Below are 21,973 nucleotides of genomic sequence, written 5' to 3' on the forward strand. Positions count from 1 at the left end.
CAGCGCGTGAAGGCCCCCTTCCCTCGGCTGAGCCGAGGGAAGGGGGCCTTCACGCGCTTCAACGAACTAGAGGATTTCGGCGGCCGAGCCGACGTCGGGCAGTCCGCCGATGTCGGGGTTCAGTTCCCCGGCCTCGACGAGTTCCGCCTTGACCTCGTGCGGCCTGATCCGCCCGTCGCGGATGTCCTCCGCGTAGTGGCACGCCACCCGGTGTCCCGCGCCGATCTCCCGCAGCTGCGGGCGGTCGGTGTCGCACAGGCTCTGCTGCTTCCACGGGCACCGCGTGTGGAACCGGCAGCCGGACGGCGGCCGCGCCGGCGAGGGCAGGTCACCGGCGAGCAGGATCTGCTCCCGGCTGTCCTCCACCGTCGGGTCCGGCACCGGGATCGCCGAGAGCAGCGCCCGCGTGTACGGGTGCAGCGGGTTCTCGTACAGCGTGTCGGCGTCGGCCTCTTCGACCAGCGAGCCGAGGTACATCACGCCGATGCGGTCGGAGATGTGCCGCACCACCGCGAGGTCGTGCGCGATCACCAGATACGTCAGGCCGAGTTTCTCCTGCAGGTCCTCCAGCAGGTTGACCACCTGCGCCTGCACCGAGACGTCCAGCGCGGACACCGGTTCGTCGGCGACGATCAGATCCGGCTCGACGGCCAGTGCCCGGGCGATACCGATGCGCTGACGCTGACCACCCGAGAACTCGTGCGGGTACTTCCGCAGCGAAGACTCGGGAAGGCCGACGGCGGCGAGGAGTTCGCGCAGCCGCTTGGCCGTCGCGTCCTTGTCCTTGTCGAGGCCGTGCGCCTTCATCCCTTCCAGCAGAATGGATTCCACCGACTGCCGAGGGTCCAAACTGGACATCGGGTCCTGGAAGATCATCTGCATCCGGCGGCGCGCCTTGCGCAGGTCCTCGCCGCTGAGCCCGGCGACGTCCGTGCCGTCGAAGATGACGTTGCCGTTCGTCAGCTCGGTCAGCCGGAGGATCGCCCTGCCCAAAGTGGACTTCCCGCAACCGGATTCCCCGACCAGGCCGTAGGTTTCCCCCTTGCGGATGGCCAGGTCGACGCCGTCGACGGCGTACACGTGCCCGACCGTCTTGTCGAACACGATGCCGCGCTTGATCGGGAAGTGCACCTTGAGGTCGTTGACCTCCAGGAGCACTTCCTGTCGCGGTACCACTGACGTCATCGGGCCCCTCCTCGTGCGGCCACGGCCGGGATCACCGGGTTGTGGCAGCGCAGCAGCCCGCCGCGATCGGGGGTCAGCTGCGGTGAAACCTCCCGGCACACGCCGAGAGCGTTCGGGCAGCGGGGCGCGAACGCGCAGCCGCCGTCCCATGGGATGTTGTCGGATACGGATCCCTTGATGGGGATCAGTTTCTCGCCGCGGCCCGCGTCGAGCCGCGGGATCGAGGCGAGCAGCCCGTGCGTGTACGGATGCCGCGGCTCGGCGAACAGCGCGTGCCGCTCCGCGCGCTCGACGATCTTGCCGCCGTAGAGCACGTTGACCTCGTCGCAGAGACCGGCGACGACACCGAGGTCGTGCGTGATCATGATCAGCGCGGTCCCGGTCTCCTGCACCAGTTCGCGCAGCAGCGCGAGGATCTGCGCCTGGATCGTCACGTCGAGCGCGGTGGTCGGCTCGTCGGCGATGAGCAGCCGCGGACGGCAGGCCAGCGCGATCGCGATCAGCGCGCGCTGCCGCATCCCGCCGGAAAGCTGGTGCGGGTACTCGGAAAGCCGCCGCGACGGGTCGGGGATGCCGACCTTGTCCAGCAGTTCCGTCGCTTCCACCGACGCCGCCTTGCGCGACATCCCGCGGTGCCGTTCCAGCACCTCGGTGATCTGCAGCCCGATCGGGATGACCGGGTTCAGCGACGACAGCGGGTCCTGGAACACCATGCCGAGGTCGCGGCCCCGGCGGTCCCGCATCTCCTTGTCCGACAGGCGAAGCAGGTCCGTGCCTTCGAACGACACCGAACCGCTGACCTGGTTGCCGCGTTTCGCGAGCAGCCGCATGATCGCCAGCGAGGTCACGGACTTGCCGCAACCGGATTCACCGACGAGACCGACCGTCTGGCCGGGTTCGACGTCGAAACTGACCTCGTCCACCGCGGTGAACGGCTTCTCACCGCGCCGCTGGAAAACGACCTTGAGGTCGCGTACTTCGAGGAGGGCCATCAGAAATCACCGCCTGTTCTTCGGATCGAGGGCTTCCCGCAAGGACTCGCCGAGCAGCGTGAACCCGAGCGCGACGATGATGATCGCGATGGCCGGGTAGTACGCCAGCTCGGGGCGGATGTCGAGGAACTGCCGAGCGCTGCGGCTCAGCATGATGCCCCATTCCGCCCGGTTCGGGTCCGGGTCGCCGAGACCGAGGAACGACAGCGCCGCCGCCTCGAGGATCGCGGTCGCCAGGGTCAGCGTGGCCTGCACGATGAGCGGGCCGAGCGAGTTGGGCAGCATATGCCGCAACACGATCGCCCCGCGTTTGACGCCGAGCGACGTCGCCGCGAGCACGTGGTCGCTGTTTCTCTGCGCGAGCATCGAACCGCGCAGCAAGCGCGCGAAGATCGGTACGCCGACCATCGACACGGCCACGATCACGGTCCACTGGCTCGGCTTCTGGAACAGCGCGGCGACCGAGATCGCCAGCAGCAGCGACGGCACCGACAGCATGACGTCGACGAGGCGCATCAGCACCGTGTCGACCCAGCCGCCGAACGCGCCGGCGAGCCCGCCGATGATCATGCCGATCACGACGCCGATGACCGTCGCGAGCACACCGACCAGCAGCGTGTTCTGCGCGCCGACCAGCAGCCGCGAAAGGTAGTCGCGGCCGAAGTCGTCGACACCGAGCGGGAAACCGGCCTGCGCGCCGGGGATGATGCCCTGGCCGAGGATGACCTCGCTCTGCAGGTACCGCTCGTAGGGGTCCTTCGGCGCGATGAACGGCGCCAGGATCGCCAGCAGCAGGAACAGGAGGGTGATCACGCCGCCGGTGATCGCCACCGGGCTCCGCAGCATCCGGCGGATCGCCTCGCCGCCGAGGCTGTGCCCCTTGGCCGACGTCGCGGCGAGCTTGTCGATCGGCTCTTTCTTCTTGTTCAGCAATGTGTTCATCGGACACGCACCCTCGGGTCGATGAGCCCGTACGAGACGTCGACCAGCATGTTCACCAGCACGTAGACCAGCGCGCCGAACAGCAACAGCGCTTGCAGGCGCGGGTAGTCACGCCGTTCGATGCCTTCGGCGAGCAGGAAACCGAGGCCGCGGAAGTTGAACACCCGCTCGGTCAGCACGGCGCCACCGAGCAGCGCGCCGGTCTGCAGGCCGATGACGGTGACCACCGGCAGCAGGCCGTTGCGAAGCACGTGACGTCGCCGGACGACCGGCTGGGTGAGGCCCTTCGAATTGGCGGTGCGGATGAAGTCCTCGTTCTGCACGTCCAGCACCGACGCGCGGGTGATCCGGACGATCACCGCGAGCGGGATGGTGGCGAGCGCGAACGCGGGCAGGATCAGGTGGGTGATCGCGTCCCAGGCGGCGTCCCATTCCTGGGTGATGATGCCGTCGAAGACCGCGAAACCGGTGACGCTGGTGGCGTCGAGCCCGGCCATCTGACGGCCCTGCGACGGAAGTCCCAGCGGAGCGGCCAGCCCGTCCTGCATCATGTAGCCGAGGAAGAACACCGGCACGGCGACGCCGATCAGCGAGAGCACGATGATGACGTTGTCGACGACCCCGCCGTGGAAGCGGGCGGCCAGGTAGCCGAACGGGATGCCGAGGCCCACCGCGATGAGCATCGCACAGAAGCCGAGCTCGAGGGTGGCGGGAAGGAAGTTCCCGATCTCCGACATGACCGGCTGGGCGGAGACCAGCGAGTTGCCGAAGTCGCCGGTGATGGCCCGGCCGAGGAACTTGAAGTACTGGACGAAGATCGGATCGTCGAGGCCGAGAAGCTTGTTCAGGTCGGCGATCTTCTCCGGGGTCGCCTTGTCACCCAGGAGGGCGCCGGCGGGGCCACCGGGCAGGGACCGGAGCCAGGCGAAGATCAAAATGGACAGGATCAAGAGCGTCGGTATCGCTTGTAGCAGCCGACGCACGAGAAAACGGAGCACGTGCGTTCCTTTGTTGCCAGCCCGGGATGGACTTCAGGGGGTGGGCGCGGTAGCACCCACCCCCTGAGCCACTAGTGGTGGTGGATCAGTTGACCGTGACGGTGTAGAAGCGCTCGTCGGTCAGCGGGCTGGCGACCAGGCCCTTCACCTTCGGGCCGACGACGATCGCCGGGGGGCCGTAGGAGATCGGGATGGCGGGCAGGTACTCCATGATCTTCTGGTTCACTTCCTGGTACGCCTTGGTGTGCGCCTCACCGGCGGGCGCGGCGTCCGCGGCGGAAATGGCCGAGAACAGCTCCGCGTTGTTGAAGCCGAACTCCGGCTTCTCGCGGCCGAAGAAGGTGCCGACGAAGTTACCGGCGTCGTTGTAGTCACCGGTCCAGCCGAGCAGGTGCACGTCCTGCTTGCCCGCCTTCTGCACGTCGTCCTTGTAGCCACCGTTCCACGGCTTGGCGATCGGCTCGACCTTGATGCCCATGGCCTTCATGTCCTCGGACAGCGAGGTGAAGATGTCGGCCGGGTTCGGCATGTACGGCCGGGTGACCTCGGTCGGGTAGTAGAACTTCAGGGTCATGCCCTCGGCGCCGGCTTCCTTCAGCAGGTCTTTCGCCTTCTGAAGGTTGTAGTCGTACTTGGTGACGTTCTCGTTGTAGCCGTCGATCGCCTTCGGCACGAACTGGGTCGCGGTCTCGGCGCCCTCGGGGAGCTTCGACTTCACGAACTGGGCGCGGTTGAGACCGTAGGCCAGCGCCTGGCGGACCTTGAGGTCCTTCAGCTTCGGGTTGTTCTTCTGGTTGATGCCCAGGTACAGGATGTTGAACGACGGGCGGATGAGCACCTGCTCGCCGTCGTTGCGCAGCAGGCCGTAGTCCGCGGGCGACGGGTAGTCGTAGCCCTGGATGTCGCCGGCCTTCAGCGCCTGCTTGCGGGCGTTCTCGTCCGGGATGACCTTGAAGACCAGCTTGTCGAGCTTGGCCGTCTGGGTCGGCGAGTCGGTCGCCTTCGACAGCGTGATCTCACCCTTGGCCTGGTCCCAGCTCTCGAACTTGAACGGGCCGGTGCCGGTCGGGTGCTTCAGCGCGTACTCGGGGTACTGGAACGAGTCACCGCTCTGGGTGACCTGGTCCGCGTTGTACTTCTTCAGCGCGTCCGGGCTCTGGATCGAGAACGACGGCAGCGTGAAGGCCGCCGGGAAGGCGCCCTTGGCCTTGTTCAGGTTCAGGACGGCGGTCGACTCGTCCTTGACCTGGCAGTCCTTGAACACCGGGGCGCCGGAGGCGTCACCCTCGTTCTTGGCGAAGCCCTCGAAGACGTCGCCGTAGTAGATCATCTGGCTCTGGGCCGCCGCGCCCTTCATGTTGAACATGCGGTTGAAGTTGAAGCAGACCGCTTCGGCGTTGAACGGGGTGCCGTCGTGGAACTTGACGCCCTTCTTGAGGGAGAAGGTCCACGTCTTGCCGTCGTTGCTGCCTTCCCACTTCTCCGCGAGGCCGGGCTCGAGGTCCGCGGTGCCCGGCTTGTTCATGATCAGGGTGTCCATCATCTGGCGGATGATGCGGAAGGTCTCACCGTCGTCGTTGAACAGCGGGTCGAAGGTCTTCGGGTTACCGGCGGCGCCGAAGACCATGGTGCCTCCCGAGCCACCTCCTGCGCCCTCTTCACGCTTCGACTCGGCACAAGCGGAAATGGAAACCGCGAGTGCGCCGGCAAGCCCGATCAGGGCCACACGGCGCGCTCGGGTCGCCCGCAGTTGCTGCATCTGGCACCCCTTGAGGAGAATTTCGGTGTTTTAGTCACCGTCCGGTCGGTCGGAAACTCGAACTCCGCGGACGATCGGTGTGCTCGCCGACACTAGCGGGAACTCGGCCCGCACTTAAGCACGTGAGGTTACGATCGCGCTACGCGAAGGCCAATACGACCGCAAAGTGTCCACAATTCCGGACGGAGCGTAATCAATTCTGCTCCACTAACGCGTAGAGTGCCGGGTCACTAACACAAATGGGTGTCCACCACTACACCCAATGGTTGACTGACAAAAGTGGACAACACCCGACTCGGCGAAGTCCGCGAAGGCCGCATCCGCGCTCGCGTGACTCAGGAAATCCGGTAATCCGCTGCCCGCCGTGTCCCGTCGACAGTGAACCAGCCACGTTCGAACAGCTGCCATCGGCGCAGTTCCGCCCGGGACTCCGCACCGTCCCTGGCGACGGCACGGTCGAGGCGCTCGGCCTCGCTTCCGCCGTCCAGCCAGACCAGGAGGGACAACGACGGCCGGATCCGCGCCCTGCCACTGGAAACGCCTTCCAGCACCAGGACGTCGGGGACGTCGATCTCGACTTCTTCACCCGGCCGAGGGACGCCGGTGGACCAGTCCACCCGCCGGTAGCCACCCGGTTCGCCCGCGCGCAGCGGCTCCAGCACGCCGGTTTCCCAGCGGGGCCACCACGAAACGGGTTCGTCCCAGGTGGCGAAGTCGTCCGTGCTGACCAGCGCGACCCGGACCCCGCGGCCGGTGAGATCGGCGACGATCTTCCCGGCCAGCGTGGATTTCCCGGAGCCGGACGGCCCGTCGATGGCGAGTACGCGGACGGCGCCCAGCCTCGGCGGGGCCGCCAGCAGGGCGTCGATCAGCGTGCGCGTGCGGGACTCACTTCGGAGAGCCCTTTGGCGTCGTCGGGAGCCGCCGTCTTGGCCTCCAGCGCGGCGACGCGTTCTTCCAGGTCACGCTGGGCGTCGGCGAGTTCGCAGCGGAGCAGCGCGATCTCCTCGACAGAGGTCCGGACCTCTTCTTCGAGATGCCCGACCTCGGTCGACAGATGCAACGCGACCAGCGCCAGCACGACACCGGCCAAGAGGAACACGAAGTTCGACGGCGTCTGCACGCCGGTTATCCGCGCCATGAAGTCGGCGGCCTGCGGAACGAGCGCGAGCACCATCACGCCGATGGCGAGGACGAGCCACACACCCGCGTACTTCTCGCGCAGTTTCCGCCGCCGCATCATCTCGAGGACGACGAACAGCACCAGACAGGCGACGACGATGCTGAGAACGCGCCAGCCGTCCATAATCAGCTCCTTTTACGCCGAATCCGACGAGTCGACGGCGGGGCGGCGGCGCACCAGCGCCAGCAGCAGGGCGAGTCCGGCGCGGCCGAGGTAGACGGCCGATTTCACCGGTGAATGGCTCGGCGTCCCGCCCGCCCGTTCCCGCATGATCACCGGGATTTCCTTGATCTTCAGTTCGGCGCGGATCGCCAGCACCAGCGATTCGACCGTGTCGCCGAGGTATTCGGCCGGGTAGTACGCGGCGAACAGTTTGATCGCCTTCGGGCCCATCGCCTTGAACCCGGAGGTCACGTCGGTGAGCTTGGTCTTCCCGAGCCGGGAGAAAACGAGGGAGAGCACGACCATCGCGTATTTCCGCGGGCCGCTGGCCTTGTACGAACCCTTGCCCGCGAACCGCGAGCCGATCGCGATGTCGGCGTCGTCGAGCGCGTCCAGCAGGGCGCCGACCTCGTCGGGGTCGTGCTGACCGTCCGCGTCCACCTGCACGACGACGTCGTAGCCACGGGCCGCCGCGTACCGGAAGCCGGTGCGCATCGCCCCGCCGACGCCGAGGTTGACCGACAGGCGGGCCACCTCCGCACCCGCGGCACGGGCGAGCTTGGCCGTGTCGTCGGAAGAGCCGTCATCGACCACCAGCACGTCCATGCCCGGCAAGGACCGCTTGACCTGGGAAATGACCGCGCCGACGCTGGCCTGCTCGTTCAAGGCAGGCATCACGATGAGTACCCGGCGGGTGGTCACGGACGTACTGGACACTGGATCACTCTATCTTCTTACTGGCCGTGAGCGGTGTCGGACCCGGTGGTGGCGCCTGCGGCGACCACACCTTGCTGACCTTCGATTTCGTAGATCGACGCGTCGGAGTTGTGGAAGACGCGCTTGAAACCCGGAGTGATGTCGAGGCGCTGGAGACCCACCGCGGACTGCGCGTTGGGGGCCACCTTGCCCTTGCCGACGAGCACGTACCGTACCTTGAGGTCGGTGAGCGCCGCCCGCACGCGCGGCTCGCGGTTGATGTCGTTCAGGAACACGCTGAGCCAGCCGGCCTTGGTGGTGAACTCGGCGCCGTAGTTGGTCCACTCGACGGGCTGGACCCCCGCGAGGGCGTACATCCACACCGAGCCGTCGGCCTTGTCGTTCATCACGCGCTCGCCGGGGACGACGTGCTGCCCGAGCCAGGCGTAGGCCTCTTCCTCGCCCTTGCTGACCGACGGGCCCTCGCCGTAGTTCATCGCCAGCCGCGCCGAGTTGCGGCCGATGTAGCCGCCGCGGCTCAGCAGCGTCACCACCAGGCCGATCACCAGCGCGCCCGCGATGGCCGCGGTGAACGGGTTCAGGTTCGGCCTGCGTTCGCCGAGCTTCTCGGCGAACCTGCCCGACGCGGTGTGCACGAACTCGCCGAACGCGACCGCGCCCGCCAGCGGCACGAGCGCGCCGAGCCGCCAGTGGTCGTTGTAGAACGGGCCGGTCAGCGTGTGGATGAGCGGGGTCTCCAGCGAGATCGTCGCGGCGAACAGGCCCCCGAGGACGACGTACGCGCCCACCATCCACAGCATCCGCCGGTTCCGGACCAGGAAGAACACCCCGATGATCGCCGGGATGCCGATCCACCACTGCGGGAACGACGCCATCGGCGAGAACGTGATGGTCTGCCCGAGCGCGCCGGACACGCTGGTCTCCGACGCCCAGTACGCGCTGGTCACGCCGCCCGCGTTGTAGAGCGCGGGCAGGACCGTCGGCAGCCCGAGCACGGCCGCCAGCCCGATCGTGGCCACCAGCGAGGCGGCGCTGCGGCGCCAGCCGATCTTCTCGAAGCGGAACAGCACCGCGAGCAGGATCAGCAGGAAATAGACCATGATCACGAAGATCAGGCTGGTGTGCAGCCCCGCCAGCCCGGCGACGCCGACGCCGATCGCGACCGGCCCGGCGATGCCGTGCGGTTTGAGCAGCAGGCGGGCCAGCGCGAGCATCGCGGGCACGAGCGCCACCCCGGCGACGTACGGCCACAGCGGGCCGCGCCACAGCGAGTCGTACGGGAACGCGGTGAACCAGGTGGACACGGCCGCCGCGGCGGCGGTCCCGAGGACCGGCATCCGCCAGGCGTGGCACATGGCCGCGACCCCGACCGGGACGGTCAGCACGACCATGAGCGCCGCCAGGTTCAGCGTCGGCATCATCGTCAGGCCGCCCTTGCCGAAGACCAGGGCGAGCAGCGCGTGATAGGTGTCCGGGTAGAAGTAGTCGGTCTGGTTCGGCAGGTTCGCGATGGTGCCGACCGTCGACGCGCGCGCGTCGCCGTGCTCGGCGATCCAGCGCACCAGGTTGCCGTGGAACGGCGCGTCCCAGCCTTGCTGGACGTTGTTCAGCGAGTGCGAGCCGCGCAGGAAGGTCACCGTGCCGACGCCGAGGCCGACGACGACACCGGCACCGATCAGCAGGTGGTCGCGCAGGGACCGGTTCGGGGCGTCTTCGTCCTCGGCCCAGTCGGGGTGACGCTTCGCCGTGAAGCGGAGCACGAGGAACGAGACGCCGAAGCCGACGACGGACAGGAGCAGGACCCACAGGGAGACGTTGAGCATCGACCAGCGGATGCCCAGGCCACCCAGGATCGGGATGCCGATCGCGACGAGGCCGAAGGTCAGCAGCGGGGCGGCCGCGGCGAGCGTCCAGCCGCGCAGCCTGATCGCGGCACCGAAGACGAGCCCCGGCAGCCAGAACGCCAGTAACACCAAAAGAACGTTCATCGAATTCGCTGTCCAACCCTACTTCGGCGTAAGAAGACCACCCCGGTTCGCGGCGCGTGATGGCGCGGCCACATTACCGAGACGTTTCGGACGGCCGTGCGTTGCCCGTGTCCGGGGTGCCCCGCACCACGAACGCCATCACGACCAGGAGCCCGACGGTCGGTCCGGCGGCGAGGCCGACCACGGCGCGCACGACGGTGTCGCCGGGGAAGAACAGCAGCACCAGCGCGGTCGCGACGACGACGGCGGCCCAGGTGATCAGCACCTTCGTGGCCTTGGCCTGCGCGACCAGCACGGCGGCGAGCAGCTGCATCGCGGCCAGCAGCACCGACGACCAGACCAGCCCGGCCATCCACCAGGCCTCGGGGTCGTTCTTGGCGCCGTAGACCAGGCGGACCACCCACGGGCCGATCAGCCAGCCGATCAGCGCGCCGAGGGCCGCGAGCGCCAGCGCGCCCGCCGAACCGAGCGCGAGCAGCCTGCGCAGCCGGTGCTTGCCCTCTTCGGTGCTGGACAGCCGCACCACGGTCGGGACCGCGAGCGCCTGGACCGGCGCCATCAACGTCAACGGCGTCCTGGCCACGAACAGGGCCAGGAAGAGCACGCCGAGCTTGTCCTTGTCGCCGCCGGGCGCGAGCAGGCTGACCAGCGCCGGGTAGCCGGTGATGACGCTCGCGGTGAGCCCCGCGCCCGCGAGCAGCATCAGCATGTTCGTGACGATCGGCTTCGCGGGCTCGTCGGCGTCGAGCTTGGGGTCGACCAGACGGGCGGCGCCGCGGGCGAAGAGCAGCCAGGCGAACGAGCCGGTGGCGGCGGCGATGGCGAACCAGTACAGCTGGGTGAGCCCGGCGACCACCAGCGCGGCGACCACGAGTATCCGCACGGCCGCCTCGACCAGGATCAGCCACGAGTAGGACCGGACGTGGTCCTGGCCGATGAGCAGGCCGCGCGCCGCGAACTGGAAGGCGAACGAAAGACCGCCGGCGAGCACGATCACGGCGAGCGCGAACTGGCCGCCGTAGACCTTGTCGGTCACCGGGGGGATGAGCGTGAACAGGGCCGCCACCGCGACCGCGACGACGCTGGTGACGAAGGCGACCACCGCGGGGCGCCCGGCCTTGCGGCCTTCGAGCGCGGCGTGCGCGGACTGGCGGGAGATCTCCTGTTCCAGCGGGGACAGGGCGGCGCCCAGTCCCATCAGGACCCCCCAGAAGGAGAGCAGGACGGCGTTGTCCTCCGGCGGGAGGACCCGCCCCCAGACGACGGTGAGGGCGTAGCCGAGCGCGATCGCGATCAGCAGGTAGACGCCGATGCGGCCGGCGGACTTCCCGGTGTCCTTGGCCAGTTGCTCGCCGGTGTTGTCGGTCACGGTGCCGCTCATCGGCGCAGCCGGGCTCGCAGCGCCATGAAGAGGCCTCGAAGTGCCCCGGCACCGAAACCGGCGGCGAACACGGGCGTGAGCTGGGCGACGGCCTTGGCCTCGGCCTTGGTCGCGCCGAACTTCGTCACCGCGAACCCGGCGGCCGTCGAACCCGCGGCGGCCAGCGCGACGGCGGTCTTCGGCCGCTTCGCCGCGACACCGAGTCCGAGTACGCCGACGACCATCGCGGCGAACAGGCCGTTGCGCGCGGGACCGGGCGACGCGAGATACGAATCGACGAACGTGGTGCCGCGGAAATAGGACTGCCCGATGAACTTCTTGAACGAATCGCGGCCGTGGTAGGTCGCGGAGAACTCCGGGGCGAGGAAGATGCGGTGCCGTTCGGCTATCCAGCGCAGAACACCGGTGTCGTCACTGGCGAAACGGACGTCTTCGAAGAGCGACTCGAACGCGTTGGAAGAATCCTCGAGAACGTCCTTGGGCGCGGAAAAGAATCCGGTGCCTTTCGGGAAGACGTCGAACTCTTCGATACCGAAGGACATCAACCGCGGGTTCGCGCAATAACGGCGCCACGGGATCTTGACCAGACCCGCCATGAATCCCGCGTACGGATTGTGTTCGGACGCGACGTTGATGTGACCGTTCCACACCGTGCGCTCCGGATGGTCCACGAGCTGGTCGCGGAGGAAGGTGAGGGAACCGCTGTCCACGATCACGCGGCTGTCGAGCAGCAGGATCTGCCGTCCGGACGCCTTCGCGATCCCCGCCCGGCGTGCCTCGAACCGGCCGCTGTTGGGCTGGGTGAGGACGGTGATCCCGTACAGCTCCTGCAGCCTGGCCAGCTTGTCCGGCGTCGCGTCGGTGCTGCCGTCGTCGACCACGACGACCTCGACCGGCCAGTTCGCCGCCTGCGCGGACGCGATCAGGGCGCCGACACTGCGGTCGATCCAGTCCTGCTCGTTGTAGACCGGGATCACCACGGACAGGGCCGGGAGGAGCGAATTCGCACTCACCCCGGCGAGGCTACCTTGCGCGGCCCACCAGTATCCTTCGGGCACCGCAGACCCCGACAGAATGGCTCTTCCGGTGATTTCCTTCATTCTCGGCACCACGGCGGAACTGATCAAAATCGCGCCGGTCTACCACGGCATCCTCGAACGCGGGGTCCGGCCGAAGATCTGGTTCACCGCCCAGCACGTCGACGAGGTCTCGGACGTTCTCGCCGACCTGAACCTCCCGGAGCCCGACGTCTGGCTGGTCCCGAAGGAGAAGGCCCACAACCTGGAGTCGCCCGCGCAGGTGCCGGGCTGGGCCGCGCAGGTGCTGCGCACCGCGTGGAGCCGCCGCGCCGAGCTGAAGGCCGCGCTGGTCGAGGACGGCCGTCCGCCGCTGGTGCTGGTGCACGGCGACACCTTCACCACGCCGTACGGCTCGCTCATCGGGAAGCGGATCCTCAAGTCGCGCGTCGGGCACGTCGAGGCGGGGGCGCGGTCGGGCAGCATCATGTCGCCGCTGCCGGAGGAGCTGAACCGGAAGATCGCCGCGAAGATCGTCGACATGCACTTCGCGCCGAGCGCCCGTGAGGTGAACAACCTCCGCAACGCCCGCGGCGTCGTCGTCGACACCGAGGCCAACACCGCGATCGACGCGATGCGGCTGGCCATCAACGGGCCGCTCGACATCGAGGGGCTGCCGGAGAAGTTCGGTCTCGCCACCCTGCACCGCTTCGAGCTGGTCTCGCGCGCGGACAAGTACCGCGAGGCGCTGGAGATCCTGCGCGAGCAGAGCAAGCAGATGCCGATCCTCTACATGGCGGGCGCGCCCGAGCGCGAGAAGATCCGCTCGCTCGGCCTGGCGAACCTCTTCGACGAGAAGAACTTCATCATCCAGCCGAAGATGCGCTACCTGAAGTTCCTGCCGCTGGTCGCGCGCGCCGAGTACGTCGTCACCGACTCGGGCGGCCTGTCCGCGGAGTGCTACTACCTCGGCCTGCCGTGCGCCGTGCACCGCGAGCGCACCGAGACGCCGCAGCACCTCGGCGAGACCGTCGTGCTGACCGAGATGCGCGGGGACAAGCTGCAGAACTTCCTCGACACCTACCAGAACCGCCGCGGTGAGTCGTGGGTCGACAAGTTCCACCCGTCGGAGATCATCGTCGACACCCTGGCGCGCCTGGGCTACTGCTGATCCAGTGGGTCGGGGTGGTCGTGAGTGTCAAGTGTCGTTAGAACGACACTTGACACTCACGACCCCCTGGACCCACCGCCCACCGCACCTCACTCGGTGGCCAAGTCCGGACCGCCACCGCCGCATCCCTCGGAACGCTATGAAAGGTCCTTTCCTTGCAAATTTTGCAAGGAAAGGACCTTTCATAGCGTTCGAAACCAGCGAGGCGGCGTTTAGAGAGCCCGCCGTCCCGAGAGAGCGCGGCCCAGCGTCAGCTCGTCCGCGAACTCCAGGTCACCGCCCATCGGCAGCCCGGACGCGAGCCGCGTCACGGTCAGCCCCGGGAAGTCGCGGAGCATCCGCACGAGGTACGTCGCGGTCGCCTCGCCCTCGGTGTTCGGGTCGGTCGCGATGATGATCTCGCTGATCTCCGCGCCGCCGATCCGCGCGAGCAGCTCCCGCATGCGCAGCTGCTCCGGGCCGATGCCGGACAACGGGTCCAGCGCTCCGCCGAGCACGTGGTAGCGGCCCTTGAACTCACGCGTCCGCTCGACGGCGAGGACGTCCTTCGGCTCCTCGACCACGCAGATGACCGTGAGGTCGCGGCGGGTGTCGCGGCAGATCCGGCAGGTCTCCTGCTCCGAGACGTTGCCGCAGACCTCGCAGAACTGCACGCCTTCCTTGACCTTGCCGAGCACTTCCTGCAAGCGCGCGATATCCGCGGGATCGGCGGCCAGCAGGTGGAAGGCGATCCGCTGCGCGCTCTTGGGACCGACGCCGGGCAGCCGCCCGAGTTCGTCGATCAGATCCTGGACGACACCCTCGTACAAAGTCAGCCGCCGAGCCCGGGGAAACCGCCGAGGTCCGGCATCCCGCCACCGAGGCCGCCGGCGAGCGGGCCGAGCTTCTGTTCGGTGAGCTTCTGCGCGTTGGCCGAGGCGTCCCGCACGGCCGCGACGACCAGGTCGGACAGGGTCTCGACGTCGTCGGGGTCGACCACCTTGGGGTCGATGGACAACGACTTCAGCTGGCTGTCACCGGACACGGTCGCGGTGACGAGCCCGCCGCCGGAAGTGCCGGTCACCTCCGTGTTGGCCAGCTCTTCCTGGGCCTCGACCAGCTTCTGCTGCATCTGCTGGGCCTGCTGCATGATCTGCGACAGGTCGAAGCCGCCACCGGGTTGCACCATGATCCGATCGGTCCTCTCCTGGAAAATCCTGTGCCGCCTACCAGCCTAGCCGTCACTCGTATGGCACCGTGGGCGCCGTGCGACGACGGCTGAGCCTGGTGATGGCGATCGGATTGACGCTCTTCGCGGCGTGTGGTGTGGAAACGGCCGCGCCACCGGCGGCGAGTCCGTCCGTCCCGGGTACCACCACGGTCCTCACCACCCTGCCGCAGCCGAGTTCCGCGCCGGGCGCGCCGTCTTCGAGTGCTCCCCCGCCGCCTCCCACCACCGGGCGGCCGAAGACGGGCAAGGTCGTGGTCCTGGATCCCGGTCACAACGGCGGCAACTCCGGCAGGCCGGGCGAGATCAACAAGCAGGTCCCGGCGGGGCGCGGCAAGACGAAACCGTGCAACACCACCGGAACCTCGACGAACTCCGGCTACTCCGAGCACGCGTTCACCTGGGACGTCGCGCAGCGGGTCTCGGAAGCCCTGAGCGCCAAGGGAATCCGCGTCATCCTCACCCGGCAGAACGACACCGGCGTCGGGCCGTGCGTCAACGAACGCGCCGCGATCGGGAACGACGCGGAGGCGGACGCGGTGGTGTCGATCCACGCCGACGGCTCGAATTCCGCCGGTGCGCACGGATTCCACGTCGCCTATTCGGCCCCGCCGCTGAACGCGCAGCAGGGCGAGCCCTCGGCGAAGCTCGCGACGGCGTTGCGGGACGGCATCCGCGCGGGCGGCTTCCCGACGTCGAACTACCTCGGCGCGAACGGGCTCGCGCCGCGTGCCGACCTCGCCGGGCTCAACCTCTCGACCCGGCCCGCCGCGCTCGTCGAATGCGGGAACATGCGCAACGACGCCGAAGCCGCGGCGATGTCGAGCGAAGAAGGACGTCAGCAGTACGCCGCCGTCATCGCGAAGGCCATCGCGGACTACCTCGCGGCCTAGGGGCGCAACAGCACCGGGTTCCCGGTGATCTCGACGGAACCCGCGCTGGTCGCCGGGCGGGCCTCGTCCAGGCGTTCCGCGGTTCCGCCGCCGGGCAGCCACGCCGTACCCGCGTGGGTCCAGGCGATCCGGAACTCCGCGCCGTCCCGATCGAACCGGCATTGCCACAGGTTCCGTGGGAGACCTGCCTGTGGCCCTTCACCGCATGACCGGATCTTCGCACCGGCGAGCCAGCGGCCGAGCCGCTCGACGTGTGCGGCGGCACGCGTCGGCGGACCGCCGACCGGCTGGAGCACGATCGGCACGCGGGCACTGCCCCAGTTGTAGAAGTACATCCGCTTGAAGCGTGCGTACAGCCCGGTCAGGAAGAAGCGGGCGGCGTAGTCCGCGGCGCGGGCGGGGTCGACCGGCGACTGGTACGGGACGTCGAAATCGGTACCGGTGCTCCACACGTTCGCGTGCCCGGCGGCACGTTGGAAGCTCTGCTCGACCTCGTCCGCGAGAGCGAGCATGGTCTCCGGCGGATCGGACAGCCGCCGCGGGTACAGCTTGACCGCGGCGGCGTCGCAGCTCTCGTAGCCCCGGAGGTCACCGAACCGTTCGAGGATCCGCCGAGGCTCGGGTTCGGCGAGCCGTCCCATCGATGGGCAGACGACGACGGCGCCGGGATCACCCGCCTTGATGATCCGGTTCGCCCGCCGGACCATCTCCACCAGCCGTTCGACCGGACCGGTGAAGTACTTCGGGTGATTCGCGTAATCCCACAGTTCGTAGGACTCGATCCGGCCGCGATAGCGTTCGACCACGCTCTCGACGAAGCGGTCCCAATCCCCGAGGTCGTCCGGCGGCGCCGCGCGGGAGCCGTCCGGATAGGCCGACGGCGGCCCGCCGGGCGCCGCCCAGCCGGGCGTACCGCCGAAGACGAACAGCACCGGCAGCCGCGCCCGGTTCGCCCCTTCGACCAGCCTGTCCAAAGTGGACCACTCCGGCCTGCCGCGAGCCGGTTCGAGGTTCTGCCAGCGCGTCCCTGAATCCCAGAGCCGGACCGAGCCGACGCCGAAGGTCGGCATCAAGCCGGTTTCGCTGTTCGCCGTCACCCCGATGAACCCGGTCTCGACCGGGGCCGGAACGAGTGTCCACATGGGAGCATGGAGCTCCGTCACCTGGGCCACCGGTTCGGAGCCGGGTGTCGTCGTGCTGGCGCCGACCAGGGTGAGCAGCGCGAGTACCGCCGCCAGCCGCCATACTCCCCCGCGTCTCGGCGTCCGCCGTGCGACCGGCTCCGGCACGGGGGGCGCGGGCGCGGCACCGTCCCCCCGTGCCACGTCCGCGCGTTCCCACAACCGGAAGAGCTTCGATACTTCGTCTCGCTCGGCACCGCAGACCGTCGCGATCCGTTCCAGCGGCCCGAAAGTGGCGGGGACACTGGCGCCGCTGCAATACCGGTGCACGGTCGAACGGCTCAGATGGGCCATGGCGCCGACGCGTTCGTAACTGCGCCCGCTGCGCCGTTTCAGTTCTTCGAGCAGTTCCGCCAAGGCCCGGTCGTGTGCTCCCCCTGCCATGATCCCTCCCCGGCCCCGATGGTCCCACGGGACGCAAGGGCCGGGTACCGCTTCGGGTCAGCCGCACCCGTCCTGGCTACCGACGTTGTGGCTGTACAGCTTCCACGTCTTGCCCGCGCCGGTGTACTTGTGGCCGTCGAAATGCGCGGCTTTGCGCTGCGAACCCTCGTAACCCCAGGTGGCGGTCGATCCGGTGGAATAGTTCTGTTCGTAGTGCAGGTGCGGGCGTCCGTTCGAGGTCTCGCCGGTGTGCCCGACGGCCCCGATCTTCTTGCCCTGCGCGACCTTGTCGCCCTTCTTCACCGAGCGGTACTTGAGATGGATGTAGGTGGTGAACCAGTTCCCGCTGTGCCGGACCTGGATGATGTTCCCCGCCCCCTTCGGATCGCTATAGGACTGGACGACCGTGCCCGCCTCCGAGGCACGCACCCACAGCCCTTCGGTCTGGTCGATCGGCAGATGGGTGATGTCGAGCGCCGGGTCGTGGCGGGCGGCCCAGGTGTCCACCCGGACGTGCGTCTTGCAAGTGAAGGGCAGCTGGAACTTCGGCTTCGCCGCCAGCATCTCCGCCTCGCTCACAGCGACGTCCGGTGCGGCTGTGGCCGTTCCTCCACCGAGTGCCAGTGCCGTCAAGACGGCGGCCGGCACGGTCAGTTTCCCGCGCATGTTCGTTCCCCTTTCGTTCCGCGATCACCGGGTTCACATGTCGCCCGGTGATCGGAAGCGTCACCGACGAGCCGCGCCGGAGGACACGCCTTTTCACCTGAGCGAAAAGACCGCTCTTCGCCGGAGGTCGCATGGACATCCCAGACCTTCGCGTCTTCGCAGGTCAGAGACGTTTTTCGTCCCAGCCTCCCGGATTCGGCCGAATGGCTTGCTCTTCGGCGCCAGGGACGTTTGAGTTGCCCGCGGGTAATGAAATGCCGTCTTGAGGGGGACATGGCATGACCTTGCGCATGATCTTCGACCGGAAGGATCTCCAGCGGATCCGGGTCGCCGAAGCACCCGACCCGCTGTGGGAACTGGTACTCGGATCGCACCTGCTGAGAGATCGCCGCCCGTCGGCCTGGCGACAGCGGGTCCAGCTGAACCTGCGCCGGGACGAACAAGCGGCACGATCGCTCAAGACGTTGTTCACACTGGTACCCGAGACCGGCGGCTTCCCGGACTTCTTGACCCCGGCCAACCTGCGAGGTTCACTCGAAAGCGGCTTCGAGGCGGTGGCGTGTACGCCTCGCGGGCGACTGCGCGCCGATCTGCGGGCCGTGTTCACCGGTGCCGCCCCGCACTGGGTGAAACGGCTCGCCGACGGCGATCGCGAGCAGGTCCACGGGGTCGTCGGCGCCCTGCGCGACGCCTACGGCCTGCTGATCGCGCCGTTCTGGCAGGACATCCGCGAAACCGTCGCCGCCGACCGCGCGAAGCGGGTCCGCACGCTGGCCGCGGAGGGCGCGGGCGCGCTCGTACGCGGAATCCCCGGCGTCCGCGGCTGGGATGGCGAGGTGCTGGAGATCGCGTATCCGCTGGAACGGACCGTCCACCTCGACGGCCGCGGGCTGACCTTGGTCCCGAGCCGGTTCTGCACGGGCACCCCGGTCACCTTCATCGATCCGGCCCTGCCACCGGTGCTGATCCATCCCGCCGACGCGCCGGCCGTCCGCCCGGCGGACACGACACCCGCACTGGTGGCGTTGCTCGGCCGGACACGCGCGGAAAGCCTCGGCGCGCTGCGGGTACCGCGTACGACCAGCAAGCTGGCCTCCTGCCTCGGCACCTCGATCGGCACCGCGAGCAAACAGGCCGCCGTGCTGCGCGAGGCCGGACTCGTCAGCAGCGTCCGGCAGGGCGGCGCCGTCCTGCATCACCTCACCGGACTCGGTACGGCGCTGCTTTCCGCCGAACTCCACGAAGGGACCTCGACATGAAATCGGTGCTCGCCGCCGTCGCGCTGATCCTCGGTACGGCCGCTCCCGCCGCCGCGGCGACGGATTTCCCGGTGCTGCAGATGAACCTCTGCCGCAGCGGGCTCGCGAAATGCTTCAACCAGGGCGGTACCGATCCGATGGCCAAGGCGGCGAGCACGATCGTCGCGGTGAATCCGGCCATCGTCACGTTGAACGAGTCCTGTTCGGCGGAGACGACGAAGCTGGCCGCCGACCTCAAGGCACAGTCGGGCCGGGCTTACACGGTCGTGTGGCAGCCGGTCGGCAAGAAGGAGAACGGCACGACGACGCCGTACCCGTGTACGTCGGGCCGTGGCGAGTACGGCATCGCGGTGCTGGCGAGGCAGGATCTCGGCGCGGTGCAGGCGCGCGAGGGGGGTCACTACGGGCCGCAGGACGGCGGCACGGAACAGCGTGCGTACCTGTGCGCGAAGTTCGACACGGTCAACGCGTGCACTACGCACCTGTCGACGAAGCAGCCGGCGGTCGAACAACAGTGCCAGGACCTGAAGAACCTGCTGGCGAAGTACGGCTCGGGGACCGTCTTCGGCGGCGACCTGAACCTGCGATACCCAGGGGATCCGAGCGCGCAGGCGTGCGTGCCCGCGGGCTCGTTCCGGAAGGGCGACGGCAGCGTGCAGCACATCATCGCCGACGGCGTCTTCGGCTTCGGAAGCTCCGGAAAGACGTCGCTCCCCGGCACCGATCACCCGGCCTGGCGGGTCACCCTGACCCGCTGACACCCGCGTTTCGTCCTCTGGATGCGGTAGTTCGCGATGCCAACTACCGCATCCAGAGGACGAAACGCGCTCGTCAGCGTTCGTCGAGGGGGCGCGCGTTGAGGTGGTCGGTGAGCAGTTTCCGGGCGATCTCCTCCGGATCCTGCTCGGGCGGGAGCGGCGGAGGGGGCGGCGCGGGGCTCGCGTCCTCCGAGTAGAGCTCCTCGTCGTCCTCGACCGGCTCGGGCGGGAGCGGGATGTCCGGCTCGGACGTCGCCACCTTGGGCCGCTGGGGCTCCGGCTTCGGCTGCGGCGGGGCCGCGGGGGCACCGGACGCCTCGGCGGACCGGCGGGTGAACGATCGCTCGGCCGAGGGCGGCGGCGCGGCGGCCTTGGGCGCGGCGGCCTGCCGGGGCTGCGCGGCACCGTGCACGCACCGCACCTGCCAGTCGCCGCCGAAGACCTCCTTGAACGCGGACGCGATGCGTTCCGTGTGCTGCGGCTCGGAAAGCCTGCGGGCCACCGGTTCCGCGTTGTGCGTGAGCGTGACGGCGTTGCCTTCGACGCCCACCACGCTCGCCTGCGTGAGCATCGCCCCGGTCACGGCGCCACCCGGGAGCTTGCGGATCGCGGCCTGCACCTGCGGCCAGCGGCCGCGGATCCCGTCCGTGTCCGACCCGCCACCCGCGGCCGCCGCGGGCGCCGGAGCGGCCGGAGGCGGAGTCGGCGACGAAGGACGCTGGGGTGCGGGCCGCTCGGCGACCGGCTCGGGCTGAGCCACCGGGGCGGGCTGAGCCGCCGGCTGCTGGACCGGCGCGGCCTGCTGGGCGGGAGCAGGAGCGGCGGCACGACGCGACGGCCGCTGGAACTCGCGGACGGGCTCGCCCGCGGCGGGAGCGACCGGGGCCGGAGCCGCGGCGGCAGGAGCGGCCTGGGCGACCGGAGCGGCCTGGACGGCACCGGCGACGGGCGCGGGCGCCGAAGCGGCACGGCGTTCGAGTCGTTCGAGCCGGGCGAGCAGCGCGTCGGTGCCCTCGGCGACCGACGGCAGCAGCATCCGCGCCGTCAGCAGCTCCAGCACCAGCCGCGGCGAGGTCGCGCCCCGCATCTCCAAGAGTCCATTGTGGACGATGTCGGCGTACCGCGACAGCGTGGCGGGCTCCAGCTTGCCCGCCTGCTCCTTCATCTTCTTGAGTTCGTCGTCCGGCGCGGCGACCAGTCCACGTTCACCGGCGTCCGGTACCGACCGCAGCATCACCAGGTCACGCAGCCTGTCGAGCAGGTCGGTGGCGAAGCGGCGCGGGTCGTGCCCGGCCTCGGCGAGGCTCTCGACGGTGCCGAACACCGCGGCCGCGTCGTCCGCGGCCAGCGCGTCGACCATGCCGTCGATGAGCGCCACGTCGGTGACGCCGAGCAGGGACACCGCCCGCGAGTAGTCGACGCCATCCGGCCCGGCGCCTGCCAGCAACTGGTCCAGCACCGACTGCGTGTCCCGCGCCGAACCGCCGCCCGCGCGGATGACCAGCGGATACACGGCGGGTTCGACGACCGCGCCCTCGGCGGCGACGTTGCGTTCGAGCAGCTCGCGCATGGAACTGGGCGGGATCAGCCGGAAGGGGTAGTGGTGCGTCCGCGACCGGATGGTGGGCAGCACCTTGTCCGGTTCGGTGGTCGCGAAGATGAAGATCAGGTGCTCGGGCGGCTCTTCCACGATCTTCAGCAGGGCGTTGAAGCCCTGCGTGGTGACCATGTGCGCCTCGTCGATGATGAAGACGCGGTAGCGCGAGTCCGCCGGGGCGTAGAAGGCCCTGTCCCGCAGCTCGCGGGCGTCGTCGACACCACCGTGACTGGCGGCGTCGAGTTCGGTGACGTCGACGCTGCCGGGGCCCTCGGGCGCGAGATTGCGGCACGAGTTGCACTCGCCGCAGGGATCCGGCGTCGGCCCCTTCGCGCAGTTCAGCGAACGCGCCATGATGCGCGCGCTCGACGTCTTGCCACAGCCGCGCGGGCCGGAGAAGAGGTAGGCGTGGTTGATCCGGCCGGCCGCCAGCGCGGTCCGCAGCGGATCGGTCACATGCTCCTGCCCGACGACCTCGGCGAAGGTAGCCGGACGGTACTTTCGGTACAGCGCTAATGCCACGGCGGCGAGACT

The 21,973-nt window shown here is 68.9% G+C and carries 20 protein-coding genes; 4 read left to right on the top strand and 16 right to left on the bottom strand.

All coding sequences use genetic code 11. The annotated features are described in order from the left end of the window. Window positions 1-66 precede the first annotated feature (66 nt). The 11 genes from L324_RS37500 to L324_RS37550 all read right to left on the bottom strand — a co-directional run bounded on the left by L324_RS37500 (window position 67) and on the right by L324_RS37550 (window position 12,320). The gene (locus tag L324_RS37500) at window positions 67-1,185 is read right to left on the bottom strand and encodes an ABC transporter ATP-binding protein (protein WP_037320278.1); all 1,119 of its coding nucleotides are present in this window, start codon (window positions 1,183-1,185) and stop codon (window positions 67-69) included. Beyond that, a complete protein-coding gene (locus L324_RS37505) occupies window positions 1,182-2,177 on the bottom strand; it encodes an ABC transporter ATP-binding protein (protein ID WP_037320279.1) in 996 nt (331 codons plus the stop codon). Before L324_RS37505 ends, L324_RS37500 begins: the two co-directional genes overlap by 4 nt. 6 nt (window positions 2,178-2,183) lie before the next feature. After that, a complete protein-coding gene (locus L324_RS37510) occupies window positions 2,184-3,119 on the bottom strand; it encodes an ABC transporter permease (protein WP_037320282.1) in 936 nt (311 codons plus the stop codon). Further along, entirely contained in the window at window positions 3,116-4,117 is a 1,002-nt protein-coding gene (locus L324_RS37515; protein WP_037320284.1) for an ABC transporter permease, read from the bottom strand. The genes L324_RS37510 and L324_RS37515 overlap by 4 nt, the downstream gene beginning before the upstream one ends. An 85-nt stretch (window positions 4,118-4,202) precedes the next feature. Further along, window positions 4,203-5,876 carry an ABC transporter substrate-binding protein gene (locus L324_RS37520; RefSeq protein ID WP_465328627.1) on the bottom strand — a complete coding sequence of 558 codons (1,674 nt, stop codon included), beginning with the start codon at window positions 5,874-5,876 and terminating at the stop codon, window positions 4,203-4,205. 335 nt (window positions 5,877-6,211) lie between these two features. After that, window positions 6,212-6,715, bottom strand: a complete 504-nt coding sequence (locus L324_RS37525; protein WP_438938480.1) for a uridine kinase family protein — start codon at window positions 6,713-6,715, stop codon at window positions 6,212-6,214. A gap of 29 nt (window positions 6,716-6,744) precedes the next feature. After that, a complete protein-coding gene (locus L324_RS37530) occupies window positions 6,745-7,182 on the bottom strand; it encodes a DUF2304 domain-containing protein (protein WP_037320289.1) in 438 nt (145 codons plus the stop codon). A gap of 12 nt (window positions 7,183-7,194) precedes the next feature. Next, a complete protein-coding gene (locus L324_RS37535) occupies window positions 7,195-7,896 on the bottom strand; it encodes a glycosyltransferase family 2 protein (RefSeq protein WP_051174365.1) in 702 nt (233 codons plus the stop codon). A gap of 59 nt (window positions 7,897-7,955) precedes the next feature. Continuing rightward, window positions 7,956-9,926: a DUF6541 family protein gene (locus L324_RS37540; protein ID WP_037320294.1), complete on the bottom strand. Its 1,971-nt coding sequence runs from the start codon at window positions 9,924-9,926 to the stop codon at window positions 7,956-7,958. A gap of 73 nt (window positions 9,927-9,999) precedes the next feature. Beyond that, the gene (locus L324_RS37545; RefSeq protein WP_051174353.1) at window positions 10,000-11,307 is read right to left on the bottom strand and encodes a polysaccharide biosynthesis protein; all 1,308 of its coding nucleotides are present in this window, start codon (window positions 11,305-11,307) and stop codon (window positions 10,000-10,002) included. Next, the gene (locus L324_RS37550) at window positions 11,304-12,320 is read right to left on the bottom strand and encodes a glycosyltransferase family 2 protein (protein ID WP_037320296.1); all 1,017 of its coding nucleotides are present in this window, start codon (window positions 12,318-12,320) and stop codon (window positions 11,304-11,306) included. The genes L324_RS37545 and L324_RS37550 overlap by 4 nt, the downstream gene beginning before the upstream one ends. A 61-nt stretch (window positions 12,321-12,381) precedes the next feature. Here L324_RS37550 and L324_RS37555 point away from each other — a divergent pair, with 61 nt between their 5' ends. Next, window positions 12,382-13,494: a UDP-N-acetylglucosamine 2-epimerase gene (locus L324_RS37555; protein WP_037320298.1), complete on the top strand. Its 1,113-nt coding sequence runs from the start codon at window positions 12,382-12,384 to the stop codon at window positions 13,492-13,494. A gap of 212 nt (window positions 13,495-13,706) precedes the next feature. On the opposite strand, the gene recR is transcribed toward L324_RS37555, so the two are convergent. Together recR and L324_RS37565 are read right to left on the bottom strand one after the other, a co-directional pair. After that, complete coding sequence (gene recR, locus L324_RS37560; RefSeq protein ID WP_005166260.1) at window positions 13,707-14,303, bottom strand: recombination mediator RecR; 597 nt, start codon at window positions 14,301-14,303, stop codon at window positions 13,707-13,709. A 2-nt stretch (window positions 14,304-14,305) separates the two neighbouring features. Further along, the gene (locus L324_RS37565; protein ID WP_007035126.1) at window positions 14,306-14,662 is read right to left on the bottom strand and encodes a YbaB/EbfC family nucleoid-associated protein; all 357 of its coding nucleotides are present in this window, start codon (window positions 14,660-14,662) and stop codon (window positions 14,306-14,308) included. 101 nt (window positions 14,663-14,763) lie between these two features. Between L324_RS37565 and L324_RS37570 the strand changes: the two genes are divergently transcribed. Continuing rightward, window positions 14,764-15,594, top strand: a complete 831-nt coding sequence (locus tag L324_RS37570; RefSeq protein WP_152547124.1) for an N-acetylmuramoyl-L-alanine amidase — start codon at window positions 14,764-14,766, stop codon at window positions 15,592-15,594. Here the strand turns inward: L324_RS37570 and L324_RS37575 are convergent. Both L324_RS37575 and L324_RS37580 read right to left on the bottom strand, forming a co-directional pair. Further along, entirely contained in the window at window positions 15,591-17,159 is a 1,569-nt protein-coding gene (locus L324_RS37575; RefSeq protein ID WP_081736596.1) for a helix-turn-helix domain-containing protein, read from the bottom strand. The two genes, L324_RS37570 and L324_RS37575, sit on opposite strands and share 4 nt — an antisense overlap. 57 nt (window positions 17,160-17,216) lie before the next feature. Next, the gene (locus tag L324_RS37580; protein ID WP_051174356.1) at window positions 17,217-17,825 is read right to left on the bottom strand and encodes a M23 family metallopeptidase; all 609 of its coding nucleotides are present in this window, start codon (window positions 17,823-17,825) and stop codon (window positions 17,217-17,219) included. Between the two features lie 278 nt (window positions 17,826-18,103). Here L324_RS37580 and L324_RS37585 point away from each other — a divergent pair, with 278 nt between their 5' ends. Beyond that, window positions 18,104-19,084 carry an ArsR/SmtB family transcription factor gene (locus L324_RS37585; RefSeq protein ID WP_037320301.1) on the top strand — a complete coding sequence of 327 codons (981 nt, stop codon included), beginning with the start codon at window positions 18,104-18,106 and terminating at the stop codon, window positions 19,082-19,084. Next, a complete protein-coding gene (locus L324_RS37590) occupies window positions 19,081-19,842 on the top strand; it encodes an endonuclease/exonuclease/phosphatase family protein (RefSeq protein WP_051174358.1) in 762 nt (253 codons plus the stop codon). The genes L324_RS37585 and L324_RS37590 overlap by 4 nt, the downstream gene beginning before the upstream one ends. A gap of 73 nt (window positions 19,843-19,915) precedes the next feature. On the opposite strand, the gene L324_RS37595 is transcribed toward L324_RS37590, so the two are convergent. Continuing rightward, entirely contained in the window at window positions 19,916-21,961 is a 2,046-nt protein-coding gene (locus L324_RS37595) for a DNA polymerase III subunit gamma and tau (RefSeq protein WP_037320303.1), read from the bottom strand. Window positions 21,962-21,973 lie beyond the last annotated feature (12 nt).

Source organism: Amycolatopsis orientalis DSM 40040 = KCTC 9412, assembly GCF_000478275.1.
Taxonomy (GTDB): Bacteria; Actinomycetota; Actinomycetes; order Mycobacteriales; family Pseudonocardiaceae; genus Amycolatopsis; species Amycolatopsis orientalis.

Bases quoted from the DNA above. Each gene is read 5' to 3' on its own strand.
- L324_RS37590 (WP_051174358.1), top strand. From the start codon at position 19,081: ATGAAATCGGTGCTCGCCGCCGTCGCGCTGATCCTCGGTACGGCCGCT.
- L324_RS37575 (WP_081736596.1), bottom strand. From the start codon at position 17,159: ATGGCAGGGGGAGCACACGACCGGGCCTTGGCGGAACTGCTCGAAGAA.
- L324_RS37535 (WP_051174365.1), bottom strand. From the start codon at position 7,896: ATGCCTGCCTTGAACGAGCAGGCCAGCGTCGGCGCGGTCATTTCCCAG.
- L324_RS37585 (WP_037320301.1), top strand. From the start codon at position 18,104: ATGACCTTGCGCATGATCTTCGACCGGAAGGATCTCCAGCGGATCCGG.
- L324_RS37570 (WP_152547124.1), top strand. From the start codon at position 14,764: ATGGCGATCGGATTGACGCTCTTCGCGGCGTGTGGTGTGGAAACGGCC.
- L324_RS37530 (WP_037320289.1), bottom strand. From the start codon at position 7,182: ATGGACGGCTGGCGCGTTCTCAGCATCGTCGTCGCCTGTCTGGTGCTG.
- L324_RS37545 (WP_051174353.1), bottom strand. From the start codon at position 11,307: ATGAGCGGCACCGTGACCGACAACACCGGCGAGCAACTGGCCAAGGAC.
- L324_RS37555 (WP_037320298.1), top strand. From the start codon at position 12,382: ATGGCTCTTCCGGTGATTTCCTTCATTCTCGGCACCACGGCGGAACTG.
- L324_RS37505 (WP_037320279.1), bottom strand. From the start codon at position 2,177: ATGGCCCTCCTCGAAGTACGCGACCTCAAGGTCGTTTTCCAGCGGCGC.
- L324_RS37500 (WP_037320278.1), bottom strand. From the start codon at position 1,185: ATGACGTCAGTGGTACCGCGACAGGAAGTGCTCCTGGAGGTCAACGAC.
- L324_RS37540 (WP_037320294.1), bottom strand. From the start codon at position 9,926: ATGAACGTTCTTTTGGTGTTACTGGCGTTCTGGCTGCCGGGGCTCGTC.
- L324_RS37565 (WP_007035126.1), bottom strand. From the start codon at position 14,662: ATGGTGCAACCCGGTGGCGGCTTCGACCTGTCGCAGATCATGCAGCAG.
- L324_RS37520 (WP_465328627.1), bottom strand. From the start codon at position 5,876: ATGCAGCAACTGCGGGCGACCCGAGCGCGCCGTGTGGCCCTGATCGGG.
- L324_RS37510 (WP_037320282.1), bottom strand. From the start codon at position 3,119: ATGAACACATTGCTGAACAAGAAGAAAGAGCCGATCGACAAGCTCGCC.
- L324_RS37580 (WP_051174356.1), bottom strand. From the start codon at position 17,825: ATGCGCGGGAAACTGACCGTGCCGGCCGCCGTCTTGACGGCACTGGCA.